Here is an 11,948-nt window from a genome sequence, read left to right on the forward strand (position 1 = left end):
GGGCGGCTCCGGAAAGCTTTTGCCGTTGAAGGAAGTTTTCGCGACAAAGGCCGCGAATTCCCTACTAATTCCCCGCGCTCGCCATGCGCCGTCCCTTGATCGCCTTTTCCAGCCAGCCGATCTCCATCTCGGGAACGGACGACAGCAGCAGGTCGGTATAGGCGTCGAAGGGCGGCGTCAGCACCTTGCTCTTGGCGCCGTAGCGCACCACCTCGCCGCGGTACATCACCGCGATCGAATCGGCGATCGACTTCACCGTCGCCAGATCGTGGGTGATGAAGAGGTAGGCGACCTTCTCGTGCTGCTGCAGGTTGAGCAGCAGCTTGAGAATGCCGTTGGCCACCAGCGGGTCGAGCGCCGATGTCACCTCGTCGCAGATGATCAGCTTGGGCTTGGCAGCGAGCGAGCGGGCGATACAGACGCGCTGTTTCTGGCCGCCGGAGAGTTCGGCCGGATAACGATCGAGAAAGCCCTTGCCCATCTCGATCTCGTCGAGCAGTTCGGCGACGCGCTTGTCGCGCTCGCGACCGCGTATGCCGAAGTAGAATTCCAGCGGCCGGCCGATGATGGTGCCGACGGTCTGGCGCGGGTTCATCGCCACGTCGGCCATCTGGTAGATCATCTGCAATTGCCGCAGATCCTCCTTCGGCCGGTCGGCAAGCCTGTTGGCGAGCGGCCTGCCGTCGAAGGTGACGGTGCCTTCTTCCGGCGGCAACAGCCCGGTGATGGCGCGCGCCAGCGTCGACTTGCCGGAGCCGGATTCACCGACGACAGCCAGCGTCTGTCCCGGAAAGATGTCGACCGAGACGTTCTTCAGCACCTTGACGTGGCTGCCGCCGTAAGCGGCGGTGACGTTCTTGACCGACAGGAACGGCGCGGCGCCGGGCTTCTGCTCGGCATGCTCGATCTCATGCACCGAGACCAGCGCATTGGTGTATTCCTGGCGCGGCTCCTTGATGATCTGGCGAGTGCCGCCCCATTCGACCAGCCTGCCATGGCGCAGCACCATGATCTCGTCCGAGACCTGGGCGACGACGGCAAGATCGTGGGTAATGTACAGCGCCGCGACATGGGTGTCGCGGATGGCGTCCTTGATCGCCGCCAGCACGTCGATCTGCGTCGTCACGTCGAGCGCCGTGGTCGGCTCGTCGAAGACGATCAGGTCGGGTTCCGAACACAGCGCCATAGCCGTCATCACCCGCTGCAACTGACCGCCGGAGACCTGGTGCGGGAACCGTTCGCCGATGATTTCGGGGTTTGGCAGGCTGAGCTTCTTGAACAACGCCACGGCACGTTTCTCGGCCTCGGCGCGTGTCGCCGTGCCGTGCAGCAGCGTTGCTTCCACCACCTGGTCCATCAGCTTGTGCGCCGGATTGAAGGCCGCGGCCGCCGACTGCGCGACATAGCAGACCTCGCGGCCGCGCAATTTGCGGAAACCTTCCTTGCCGCCCTTGAGGATATCGCGGCCGTTGAGCAGCACCTCTCCGCCGGTGATGCGCACGCCGCCACGGCCATAGCCCATCGACGACAGGCCGATGGTCGACTTGCCGGCGCCGGACTCGCCGATCAGGCCGAGCACCTTGCCCTTTTCCAGCGTCAGCGAGACATCGTGGACCAAAACGATGTTCTTCGGCGCCTCGCCGGGCGGAAACACTGTCGCTTCGATGCGCAGATTGCGGATATCGAGCAGCAGGCCGGGCTTTGCTTTTGTGTCAGCCATCACCCGCGTCCTCCCTTCAGGCTTGTCGTGCGGTTGAGCACCCAGTCGGCGACCAGATTGACCGAAATCGCCAGTGCTGCGATCGCCGCGGCGGGAATGAGTGCCGCCCCGATACCGAAGACGATGCCGTCCTTGTTCTCCTTGACCATGCCGCCCCAGTCGGCATCCGGCGGTTGCACGCCAAGGCCGAGAAAGGACAGCGTCGACAAGAACAGCACCGCGTAGATGAAGCGCAGGCCAAGTTCCGAGACCAGCGGCGACAGCGCGTTGGGCAGGATCTCGCGGAAGATGATCCAGCCGCTGCCTTCGCCCCGCAGCTTGGCGGCCTCGACATAATCCATGACGTTGATGTCGACGGCCACCGCGCGCGACAGCCGGTAGACGCGGGTCGAGTCGAGGACGCCCATCACCAAGATCAGCGTCACCAGATTGGTCGGCAGCACCGAAAGCACGACGAGCGCCATGATCAGGGTCGGGATCGACATCAGCAGATCGACAAGGCGCGACAGCAGCGTGTCGAACCAGCCGCCGAACACCGCCGCCGAAAAGCCGAGGATGGCGCCGAGCGAGAATGACAGCGCGGTGGCCAGCACCGCAATGAACAGCGTGATGCGAGCGCCGTAGATCATGCGCGACAGAAGATCGCGACCGAGATTGTCGGTGCCCAGCAAATGTGCCGCCGTCATCGGTTCCCAGACATCGCCGACGATTTCGGCATTGCCGTACGGTGCGATCAACGGTGCGAAAACTGCCGCCAGCACGAACATAGCTGTCAGCAAGATGCCGATCAGTGCGGGGATGGGGATGCGTTTGATGTCGAGCATGCCCGCCGCCTATTTCGGATGTCTGAGGCGCGGATTGGCGACAATCGCCCCGATGTCCGCAATGATGTTGAGGCTGATATAGACGGCGGCGAAGACCAGGCCGACCGCCTGCACCACCGGCACGTCGCGCTTGGTGACGTGGTCGACCAGATATTGTCCCATGCCGGGATAGACGAAGATCACCTCGACCACGACGACGCCGACGATGAGGTAGGCGAGGTTGAGCATGACGACGTTGATGATCGGCGCTATGGCATTGGGGAAAGCATGCTTGCGGATGACGTTGAAGGCCGACAGGCCTTTCAGTTCTGCCGTCTCGACATAGGCCGACTGCATGACGTTGAGGATGGCCGCGCGGGTCATGCGCATCATATGCGCCAGCACAACCAGCGTCAGCGCGGTGGCTGGCAACGCGATCGCCTGCATGCGCTCACCGAACGGCATGCCGTCATAGACCGTGGAAATGGCCGGGAACCATTGATACTTCACGGCAAAGAAATAGACGAGCACATAGCCGATGAAGAATTCCGGGAAAGATGTCGAGGCGAGCGCCAGGCCGGAGATCAGCTTGTCGACCCAGCCATTGCGGTAACGCACGGCGATCAGGCCGAGGATGATGGCCAGCGGCACGGCCACGATCGCAGCCCAGAAGGCGAGGAACAGCGTGTTCCACAGCCGCCCCTTGATCGACGTGGCAATATCCTGGCCGCTCGACATCGCCGTGCCAAGATCGCCGGTGAGCACACCGCCTAGCCAATGGAAATACCTGATGTAAGCCGGCTGATTCAGGCCGAGCTGCTCGCGCAGATTGGCGAGCGATTCCGGCGTCGCCGACTGTCCGAGAATGGCTTGCGCGACGTCGCCGGGCAGGATCTGGGTGCCGGCGAAGATCAGGACCGAAACGGCCAGCAAGAGGACGATGCCCAGCGCAACGCGCTGGGCCACAAGTTTCACGACGGGTGAGGACATATCCGCAAAGCCGGGCTCAGGCTTCGAGCCAGCACTTCGCCAGCGCGTAGCCGTTCATCAGCTCCTGATGCGGATCGTCTACCCAGCCGCCGACCTTGGCGCCTGTCGCATCGATGAACTGATTGAACATCGGCAGGATCAGGCCGCCCTCGTCGCGCACCAGCACGGCCATGTCGTGGTACATCTGCTTGCGCTTGGTCTCGTCGAGTTCGGCGCGTGCGGCCAGCACCAGCTTGTCGAAGTCCGGACGCTTGAAACGGGTGTCGTTCCAGTCGGCGGTCGACAGATAGGCGGTCGAGTACATCTGGTCCTGGGTCGAGCGGCCGCCCCAATAGGAGGCGCAGAAGGGCTGCTTGTTCCAGACCTCGTTCCAGTAGCCGTCGCCGGGCTCGCGCTTGAGCTCGATCTTGATGCCGGCCTTGGCCGCGCTCTGCTGGAAGAGCTGCGAGGCGTCGACTGCGCCCGGGAAGGCGACGTCGGAGGTGCGCAGCAGCACGGTGCCGTCATGGCCCGACTTCTTGTAGTGGAACTTGGCCTTGTCGGGATCATATTTGCGCTGCTCGATCTCGGAAAACAGCGGATAGGACGAATTGATCGGGAAGTCGTTGCCGAGCGAGCCGTAGCCGCGCAGCACCTTGTTCAGCATCTCTTCGCGGTCGATCGCGAGCTTCAGCGCCATGCGCAGGTCGCTGTTGTCGAAGGGCGCGGTGTTGCAATGCATGATGAAGACGTAGTGGCCGGGGCCGGCATGGTTGCGGATGGTGACGCCCGGTACGCGCTTGATGAGGTCGACGATCTTCGGCTCGACGCGGTTGATCATGTTGACCTGGCCGCCCTGCAGGGCCGCCGTGCGCGCGGTCGCGTCGTTGATGACGATGATCTCGATCTGGTCGGCATGGCCCATCTTGTCGGCCTGCCAGTAATTGGCGAAGCGCTCGCCGCCATGGCGCACGCCGGGCTCGTTGGTGGTGACCTTGTAGGGTCCTGCCGAGATGCCGGCATCCGCCTTGTCCTTGCCGCCGTTGGGCTGGACGATGAGGTGGTAGTCGCTGAGGAGATAGGGAAGGTCGGCGTTGGCCTCCTTCAGCGTCAGGACGACTTCCTTGCCACTGGCCTTGATGCTGTCGATGCCTTTCATGTAGCCCAGCGCGCCGGACTTCGATTTTTCATCGGAATGGCGCTCGAGGGTTGCCGCCACATCCTCAGCGGTCACCGTCTTGCCGTTGTGGAATTCGACGCCGTCGCGGATTTTCAGCGTCCACACCTTGGCGTCGTCCGACGAGCCGATCTCTTCGGCGATGCGGTTCTCGAGTTTGCCTTCCGGGGACAGCTCGACGATCAGCTCGCCCCACATCTTGCCAAAGGCGAACGGCACTTGCGTCATGAACAAAGCCGGGTCCAGGCTGTTCGTGGATTCGCCGCCTACGAGGCCGGCCTTCAGCGTGCCGCCCTTGACCGGGCCTTCCGCGCGAGCCGCACTGGAAAGCAGCATATTGGCGAAGGGCGCTGTGACGCCGAGTGCTGCGGCGCGGCCGAGGAAATCACGACGGCTCAGCTTGCCGGACGCAACGCGCCGGCTCAGATATTCGAGTTCGTTGGACATTTGAGTTCCTCACTCTGTTGGTTCGACCTTATGGTCGTTTTTTGCTTGTTGTTACCAAAGGGATATTGACCGGAAGGCAAAGCGGTAAGCAAGACGGAATGCGACATGCCGTGGCGTAAATCGTGCGTCGCAACTGGACCAGTCGCGTGGACGCTCAGAGCAGGTCGCGCGGGATCGTCTCTTCGAAATCGCGTTCGAAAACCAGCGTTTCGCCCTCATAGGCTTCGATTCTGGCGCTGACGACGAAGTTTTGCGCGTCGCTGCGCATTTCAGCCGATGTCTCGGTGCGCACCGACCATCCGTTTCGCGACAAGGTCTGCGTCCAGTGCGTCCGGCCCGAGGCAGACAGCGGGTCGTAGGGATGGATCGTCCAGCTCTCGCGGGCAATGCTGCCATTGGCCAGTCCATGCGCGAGATCGCGCACTTCGCCGAAATCATCCGTGATCGAGAGCGTGACGATGCCGGTCTTCTCATCGCGATCGACGTGACGCTCGGAATTCGCTGCACGAACTGTCGCGGTTGCCCAGGGTGTTGCGCCTTCGGGAGACTGGAATGAAGTCTCGTCGCTTTTTGCGAGCGGGCGCAGCGGCAGCCTCAGCGTCGCCGCTGAAAGGTCGAGCCGCACCGGCTCCGGCGACGGCCAGATCATCGGCCAGTAAGCGTTGGAAACAGCGATGCGCAGGCGGTGTCCGGCCGGCACGCGGTAGGCGCACTGGTCGAGAATAACGCGCGCCGAAACCGTTTCGCCCGGCACCAGCGCTTGCGGCTGTTCGTGCGAAGCGCGATGCGTCAGGTTGAGCACGCCGTAGGAGATCAGTTCCGAGGCGCCGTCGGGGTGCACGTCGCACAGCCGCACCGCGATGTTCGCCTGCGGGCGATCGGACGACACCCGGATGAGAAGCTCCGGCGCGCCGACGATGTCGAGTGCCTCGGCAAGCACAGGCTGATCGAAGCAGACGGACAGCGCATCGTCCGGGCGCTGGTCGCCGGGCAGTTCCGGGCCAAAGGTGAAGGGAAAATATTCGCCGCCGGCGAGCCCGCAGCTTTGCGGGGTCGCCACGATCGCCGGCCTGACGCCGTCAGCAATGAGTTCGATCGCCCCGACCTTGATGTTGGGAGACGGCCATTCCTGTTCGGCCACCCAACGGCCCGGCCGCTCCGGGTGCCAGCGCGCCGGCCGCACACTGTCCATGACATAGGCGCGGTAGTCCGGGTCGGCCTCGACGCCGGTGTCGACGCCCTTCAACCAGCTGTCCCACCAGCGCAACGCCTCCTGCAGGAAGCCGATGGCGGGTTTGGGTTCGGCATAATGCGGGTATTTGTGGATCCATGGCCCGACAATGCCCTTCACCGGCGCCTGGATGTTGGTGACCAGATGCGAAATCGTGTTGCGGTAGCCGTCATGCCAGCCGCCGATCGACAGCACGGCGGCTTTGACCGCGGAGAAATCCTCGCAGATCGAACCGCGTTTCCAATAGGCGTCGCGATGCTGATGGCTGAGCCAGAGCGGCAGAAGGAAAGACTGGTTCTCCAGCCGCGTCAGCCAGAGGTCGCGCCAGCGGTTGCCCGCAATCAGCGGATCCGGCGGTCGCGACGAATAGGACAACATGGTCGAGGCCCAGCCGAAATTTTCCGTCAAAAGGCAGCCGCCCTTGTAGTGGATGTCATCGGCGTAGCGGTCGACGGTCGAGCACAGGCTGATCACCGCCTTCAGCGCCGGCGGCTGCTTGGCCGCCACCTGCAGGCAGTTGAAGCCACCCCAGGAAATGCCCATCATGCCGACACTGCCGTTGCACCAGGGCTGTGCTGCCGCCCAGGCAATCACATCGCAGGCGTCCTGCAATTCCTGCTCGGAATATTCGTCGTCCATCAGACCTTCGGAATCGCCATTGCCGCGCATGTCGACGCGGATCGAGGCGTAGCCGTGGCCGGCAAAATAGGGATGCGTCAGCTGATCGCGAAAGATGGTGCCGTCGCGCTTGCGGTAGGGCAGGTGCTCGAGGATCGCCGGCACCGGATCGCTGCTGGCGTCCTCCGGCATCCAAACCCGCGCCGACAGCCGGCAACCATCCGGCATGACGATGCCCATATCGGGGAATTCGACGACCTTGCGGGGAAATTCGGTGATGGTTTTCATGCGATGCTCCAGGATGTCAGTGACGCATGGAGCGGGCATGTCATGAAGTCAAACGGGCGACGGCCGGTGTCGCCGCGACGACGCCACGATATGTAGCCCGATTGTTTTGCCCTGATGTTGCAGGATTATAATTAATGTATTACATTTATTAACTGAACCCAACGTGATGAGGATTTCGCCTGAAAATCGTTTGGGATGAGCCAGAGCGCGTGACGAACCTGGACAGCCGGGGTCTCGATTTTGCCGAACTCGATATTGAGTTTTTTTGCGACTTCAACCGTCCTTCCAGCCAAGGCCGACCGGTTCAAGGCGATTGGCGAATTCGGAGAGATCATCCTGGCCGTGATTTTCAAGCCGCTTGGTTCGGAGGTGATCTCGATGCGCCGTGCCAGCCGAAAGGAAAGGTCAGTATATGAACAATCCTAAATCGCGTGTTCGACCGCTTACCGATGCGGAGGAAGTGGAAATTCAAAGACAAATTGTTGATGATCCCGACGATACGGAGACGACAGACGAACAGTTGGCGCAAGCCAGGCCTTTCGCGGAAGTGTTTCCAGAACTTTTCGAGAGCATAAGGCGTGCTCGTGGCCGGCCAGCCGTGGAGAAGCCTAAGCAAGTCGTGTCCATCCGTCTGGATCAGGATGTCATCAGTAAATTCAAGGCGACCGGCAAGGGCTGGCAGGCCAGGATCAACGAGGTGCTGAAAAACGCGAAGGTAGGCTAGGCAATCCGCGTCAGTTCAGCGGAATGTCGTTTTCGGCCTTGCGCGCCTGATAAGCGCCGGACAGTTCGTCGTAGCGGGCGGAAATATTGCCGATCCTTGCCTCAAGCCGGCCGCGCTCGGCCTCGGGCAGCGTCCGCACCAGCCTGCGAATGGAAAAACTCTTCCAATAAGCGTTCTCGGCATTGTAGCCGCCGGGATCAAGAGTGAAGACCTCTTTCAGGATTTTCAGATCGTGCGGGATCGCAAAGCTGTCGCGTGAATCCTCGTGGCTGAAGAGGTAGTAGAAATTGTCGAAGCCGGTCCAGGTGATCGCCGACAGGCAGAGCGAGCAGGGCTCATGCGTGGCGATGAAGATGGCGTCCTTGGTGTCGACGCGCTCGGCTTTCGGCATTTCATAGAAACGCTTCAGGCAGTGCACCTCGCCATGCCAGAGCGGATTTTCCATCTCGTTGTTGGTTTCGGCCAGCACCAGCGAGCGGTCGCCCTTCCGCAGGATGGCGGCGCCGAACAGCTTGTTCCCATGGGCCACGCCCTCTGCCGTTTTCGGCACGATGTCGTGCTCGATGACATCGAGCAGGCGGTCGATCAGCGACAAGTCGGTCATTTCTCAGGTCTCGTTGGGGAGATGGATTTCGTAGGGGTGCGAGAAATGGAACTCTTCGAGGTTGGAGCCGTCACCGCCGCGGTCGACGATGACGAAATCCTGCGCTTCGCCGAGCGGCGTCAGCACGCCGTGCCAGAGATTGCGCGGATAGTTGACGCCTTGCCCGGGTGCGGTGATGAAGGCGTGCGGCTCGCCCGGACCGTCCTTGCCGTCATGGCAGACGACGACCAGGAAAGGCCGCGGTGACAGCGGGATGAACGCCTGGCTGCCTAAGGGATGGCGCTCGACCATGGTCAGCTTCAGCGGCAGGTCGTAAGGCGTGCCGCGCGCCATCGAGATCAGCACGCAGGCATTCGGTCCCGCGGCTTCAGCGGTGGCGAGATTGTGGTAGCGCTCGGTCTTGCCGCCATTGATCGGGTAGTGATTGCCGCCGCCCATGTCGATGACATCGCCGAAGCCGGCAAAGCTTTCGCGCGTCAGCGGCCGCGCTGTGATGCGGGTCACCGCGCGCGACCGCCAATGCCCGCCCCGCCGAGCTTGGCGTGCCGGTTGACGTCCTTGTAAAGGAGATAGCGGAATTTGCCTGGGCCGCCCGCGTAGCAGGCCTGCGGGCAGAAGGCGCGCAGCCACATGAAGTCGCCGGCCTCGACCTCGACCCAGTCCTGGTTGAGGCGGTAGACCGCCTTGCCTTCCAAGACATAGAGCCCGTGCTCCATGACATGCGTCTCGGCAAATGGGATGACGGCGCCAGGCTCGAGCGTAACGATGGTGACGTGCATGTCGTGGCGCATGTCGGCTGGATCGACGAAACGGGTCGTCGCCCAGCGACCCTCGGTGCCGGGCATCGGCGTCGGCGCCATTTGCTGGTCACTGCTGAACAGGACTTCCGGCGCGTCGATGCCGTCGACGGCCTCATAGGCCTTCCTGATCCAGTGGAAGCGTACGGCGTCGCGACCTTCGTTGCGCACCGTCCAGCCGCTGTCCGGCGGCAGGAAGGCAAAACCGCCGGCTTGCAGCACGTGCTTCTTGCCGGCCAGCGAAACGGTCAACTCGCCCTCAACCACGAACAGCACGCCCTCGGCGCCGGCGTCCGGCTCGGGCCGGTCGCTGCCGCCGCCGGGCAGGACCTCGACGATGTACTGCGAAAATGTCTCGGCGAAACCCGAAAGCGGCCTGGCGATGATCCAGGCCCTGGTCTCGTCCCAGAACGGCAGTGGGCTGGTGACGATGTCCTGCATCACTCCCTTCGGTATGACGGCATAGGCCTCGGTGAAGATGGCGCGGCCGGTCAAAAGCTCATTTTGGCCGGGATGGCCGCCATGCGGTGCATAATAGGTTTTCTGGTCAGTCTTGATCATATCCATTGGGTCCTGACCCCTCAGTCATTTCATTAGAGCGGGAGCATGTCTTTCAGGCGGAGCAGCGCGATGCGCTCGACCTGTTTGCAGGCGGTATCGAGTTCTACGCCACGGCTGTTGCCGATGCGCGCCTCGAACTCGGCGAGGATCTCCTCCTTGGTCTTGCCCCGCACCGCGATGATGAAGGGAAAGCCGAAGGTGGTGACGTAAGCGGCGTTGAGCTTGGAAAACAGCTCGCGCTCCTTGTCGGTCAGCGCGTCGAGGCCGGCGGAGGCCTGCTCGCGTGTGGATTCCGCAGTGAGGCGTCTCGCTTCGGCCAGTTTGCCAGCGAGATCGGGATGGGCGTTGAGGACGCCGATCCGCTCGGTTTCGCTGGCGGCGCGGAAGACGCGGCAGAGCGCATTGTGCAGGCCGCCGGCGCTGTCATGCGCCGGCCCAAGCTCCAGCTCATAGGCACGTTCCGCGATCCAGGGCGAATGTTCGAACACGCCGCCGAAAGTGTCTACGAAGGTTTCGAACGCCATCTTCGACGGCTTGAGCGCCGCCGGCTGGTAGGGGTGGTTCTCCTGCCAGTGCCTGGCGATATCGATCCGCCGCGCCAGCCAGACCTTGTCGTGCGATTTCACATAGTCGACGAAGCGCTTCAGCGCCGCCACCCGACCAGGACGTCCGACGAGGCGGCAATGCAGGCCGATATTCATCATCCGCGGCCGGCCCGCTTTGCCCTCGGCATAGAGCGTGTCGAAACTGTCCTTCAAATAGGCGAAGAACTGGTCGCCGGAATTGAATCCCTGCGGCGTGGCGAAACGCATGTCGTTGGCATCGAGCGTGTAGGGGATGACGAGTTGCGCGCCGCCGCTGTGCTCGAACCAGTAGGGCAGTTCGTCGTCATAGGTGTCGGAGACGTAGTCGAAGCCGCCCTCTTCGGCCACCAACCGCACCGTATTGACCGAGGTGCGGCCGGTGTACCAGCCGGTCGGCCGTTGGCCCGTCACCTCGTAGTGCAGCTTGATCGCCGCTTCGAGGTCGCGGCGCTCGTCCTCGGCGCTGTGGTCGCGGTAGTCGATCCATTTCAGGCCGTGCGAGGCCATTTCCCAGCCGGCCTCCTGCATCGCCGCCACATGGTCGGGCGACCGGGCTAATGCTGAGGCGACCCCGTAACAGGTCACCGGCACTTGCGCCTCGCTGAACAGGCGCAGCAGCCGCCAGAAGCCTGCCCGCGCGCCATATTCGTAGATCGATTCCATGTTCCAGTGGCGCTGGCCGACCCAGGGCGCGGCGCCGACGATTTCCGACAGGAAGGCTTCCGAGGCCTTGTCGCCGTGCAGCACGCAGTTCTCGCCGCCTTCCTCGTAGTTAACGACGAATTGGACGGCCACATGCGCACCGCCCGGCCATTTCGGATCCGGCGGATTGGCTCCGTAGCCGCGCATGTCTCTAGAGTAACGCATTGCCCCTCCCGCCGGACGCTGCCGGAAGTTATGATCAGGATAGTCGAAAGGGTTGCTCGCGCATTCCCCCGAAATTTTTGAAAGTGTTTTTGTGCCACTCCGCTCGACCGGGACTTATGCATCGCCTTTAATTGGCGCACAATTCACTGCTTTGTTCGGCTGTATCGGAAATGGGAGGCGCCAGTGGCAGAAACGTCGAAAGCCGATGGCGGACGTCTGACGACGCATGTGCTCGACACCGCGACCGGCAAGCCGGCGGCGGGCCTGTCGATCGCGCTTTATCATCTTGAGAGCGACGCGCGGATACATTTGAAGACCGTCGTCACAAATGCCGACGGCCGCTGCGATGCGCCGCTGCTGGCAGGAGCGGAATTCCGCCTCGGCGAATACGAACTGGTGTTCGCCGCCGGTGACTATCTACGCGGCCAGGGCACCAAACTGCCGGAACCGGCCTTCCTCGACAGTGTGCCGATCCGCTTCGGCATGGCGGAATCCGTGCATTATCACGTGCCGTTGCTTATCTCTCCTTATGGCTACTCGACCTACAGGGGGAGCTGA

11 protein-coding genes and 1 pseudogene are annotated in these 11,948 nt (G+C 62.6%); 3 read left to right on the forward strand and 9 right to left on the reverse strand.

Going from position 1 to position 11,948, the window contains the following annotated elements; all coding sequences use genetic code 11:
• Positions 1-64: 64 nt before the first annotated feature.
• The 5 genes from X756_RS153130 to X756_RS153110 form a co-directional block, all read right to left on the reverse strand.
• Positions 65-1,720: an ABC transporter ATP-binding protein gene (locus X756_RS153130; protein WP_023694741.1), complete on the reverse strand. Its 1,656-nt coding sequence runs from the start codon at positions 1,718-1,720 to the stop codon at positions 65-67.
• Complete coding sequence (locus tag X756_RS153125) at positions 1,720-2,544, reverse strand: ABC transporter permease (RefSeq protein WP_023729701.1); 825 nt, start codon at positions 2,542-2,544, stop codon at positions 1,720-1,722. Before X756_RS153125 ends, X756_RS153130 begins: the two co-directional genes overlap by 1 nt.
• Before the next feature lie 9 nt (positions 2,545-2,553).
• A complete protein-coding gene (locus X756_RS153120) occupies positions 2,554-3,513 on the reverse strand; it encodes an ABC transporter permease (RefSeq protein ID WP_023671388.1) in 960 nt (319 codons plus the stop codon).
• A gap of 16 nt (positions 3,514-3,529) precedes the next feature.
• Positions 3,530-5,116, reverse strand: a complete 1,587-nt coding sequence (locus tag X756_RS153115; RefSeq protein ID WP_023671387.1) for an ABC transporter substrate-binding protein — start codon at positions 5,114-5,116, stop codon at positions 3,530-3,532.
• Between the two features lie 154 nt (positions 5,117-5,270).
• A complete protein-coding gene (locus tag X756_RS153110) occupies positions 5,271-7,253 on the reverse strand; it encodes a CocE/NonD family hydrolase (protein ID WP_023729702.1) in 1,983 nt (660 codons plus the stop codon).
• A gap of 179 nt (positions 7,254-7,432) precedes the next feature.
• Between X756_RS153110 and X756_RS01000000165425 the strand changes: the two are divergent.
• Positions 7,433-7,679: pseudogene (locus tag X756_RS01000000165425) on the forward strand (BrnT family toxin).
• Entirely contained in the window at positions 7,666-7,977 is a 312-nt protein-coding gene (locus X756_RS153105) for a BrnA antitoxin family protein (RefSeq protein ID WP_023729703.1), read from the forward strand. Before X756_RS01000000165425 ends, X756_RS153105 begins: the two are co-directional and overlap by 14 nt.
• A gap of 10 nt (positions 7,978-7,987) precedes the next feature.
• On the opposite strand, the gene X756_RS153100 is transcribed toward X756_RS153105, so the two are convergent.
• Genes X756_RS153100 through puuE form a run of 4 tightly spaced genes read right to left on the reverse strand, consistent with a single transcriptional unit; the run spans position 7,988 to position 11,390 of the window.
• The gene (locus X756_RS153100) at positions 7,988-8,581 is read right to left on the reverse strand and encodes a nucleoside deaminase (protein WP_023695962.1); all 594 of its coding nucleotides are present in this window, start codon (positions 8,579-8,581) and stop codon (positions 7,988-7,990) included.
• Between the two features lie 3 nt (positions 8,582-8,584).
• Positions 8,585-9,085 (reverse strand): ureidoglycolate lyase, encoded by a 501-nt coding sequence (locus X756_RS153095; protein ID WP_023694737.1) that lies wholly within the window; start codon positions 9,083-9,085, stop codon positions 8,585-8,587.
• Entirely contained in the window at positions 9,082-9,945 is an 864-nt protein-coding gene (locus X756_RS153090) for a bifunctional allantoicase/(S)-ureidoglycine aminohydrolase (protein WP_023729704.1), read from the reverse strand. Before X756_RS153090 ends, X756_RS153095 begins: the two co-directional genes overlap by 4 nt.
• A gap of 26 nt (positions 9,946-9,971) precedes the next feature.
• Complete coding sequence (gene puuE, locus X756_RS153085) at positions 9,972-11,390, reverse strand: allantoinase PuuE (protein WP_023729705.1); 1,419 nt, start codon at positions 11,388-11,390, stop codon at positions 9,972-9,974.
• Between the two features lie 183 nt (positions 11,391-11,573).
• On the opposite strand from puuE, the gene uraH reads away from it, so the two are divergent.
• Positions 11,574-11,948, forward strand: a complete 375-nt coding sequence (gene uraH / locus X756_RS153080; protein ID WP_023694734.1) for a hydroxyisourate hydrolase — start codon at positions 11,574-11,576, stop codon at positions 11,946-11,948.

Origin of the sequence: Mesorhizobium sp. LNJC405B00 (genome assembly GCF_000502615.1) — a bacterium.
GTDB lineage: Bacteria > Pseudomonadota > Alphaproteobacteria > Rhizobiales > Rhizobiaceae > Mesorhizobium.

Coding starts and splice junctions, on each gene's coding strand:
- X756_RS153105 (WP_023729703.1), top strand. CDS start 7,666: ATGAACAATCCTAAATCGCGTGTTCGACCGCTTACCGATGCGGAGGAA.
- X756_RS153120 (WP_023671388.1), bottom strand. CDS start 3,513: ATGTCCTCACCCGTCGTGAAACTTGTGGCCCAGCGCGTTGCGCTGGGC.
- X756_RS153090 (WP_023729704.1), bottom strand. CDS start 9,945: ATGGATATGATCAAGACTGACCAGAAAACCTATTATGCACCGCATGGC.
- X756_RS153125 (WP_023729701.1), bottom strand. CDS start 2,544: ATGCTCGACATCAAACGCATCCCCATCCCCGCACTGATCGGCATCTTG.
- puuE (WP_023729705.1), bottom strand. CDS start 11,390: ATGCGTTACTCTAGAGACATGCGCGGCTACGGAGCCAATCCGCCGGAT.
- X756_RS153130 (WP_023694741.1), bottom strand. CDS start 1,720: ATGGCTGACACAAAAGCAAAGCCCGGCCTGCTGCTCGATATCCGCAAT.
- X756_RS153110 (WP_023729702.1), bottom strand. CDS start 7,253: ATGAAAACCATCACCGAATTTCCCCGCAAGGTCGTCGAATTCCCCGAT.
- X756_RS153100 (WP_023695962.1), bottom strand. CDS start 8,581: ATGACCGACTTGTCGCTGATCGACCGCCTGCTCGATGTCATCGAGCAC.
- X756_RS153115 (WP_023671387.1), bottom strand. CDS start 5,116: ATGTCCAACGAACTCGAATATCTGAGCCGGCGCGTTGCGTCCGGCAAG.